Genomic DNA, 324 nt, shown 5'->3' with positions numbered 1-324 from the left:
CAGCGCGGCCGCCTCCAGCGCGGACGCCTCGGCGCTCTCACGGGGCGAGAGCACGACCGCCGAGAGGGGCCGGAGTTTCTGGAGGGCGGCGCCGTGCCGGCCGAGCACCAGCTCCACGCGGGCGGTCCCGATCCGCTCCGCGCTGTCGGTCACCGGTTCGCGATCGAGGACCGCGGCGGCCGCGTCCGGGTGGCCGAGCGCCAGCTGCAGCACCGCGCGCAGGGGCGCCAGAGCCCCGCGCGCAGCATCGGTGCGGGCCTCGGCCCCCTGCTCCCGGACGCACTGGTCGAGGAACGCCAGCGCACGGCCGGGGGAGCCGTCGAG

At 78.7% G+C, this 324-nt stretch carries 1 protein-coding gene; it reads right to left on the bottom strand.

All coding sequences use genetic code 11. The features are described 5' to 3' along the window. Positions 1 to 324, bottom strand: a 324-nt coding sequence (locus tag SB773_RS30735) for a hypothetical protein (protein WP_410594017.1), incomplete at both ends; no start/stop codon positions are given.

Origin of the sequence: Bacillus sp. SIMBA_074 (assembly GCF_046534555.1) — a bacterium.
Classification (GTDB): Bacteria; Bacillota; Bacilli; order Bacillales; family Bacillaceae_G; genus Bacillus_A; species Bacillus_A mycoides.
This window is presented reverse-complemented; position numbering and strand designations above follow the sequence as displayed.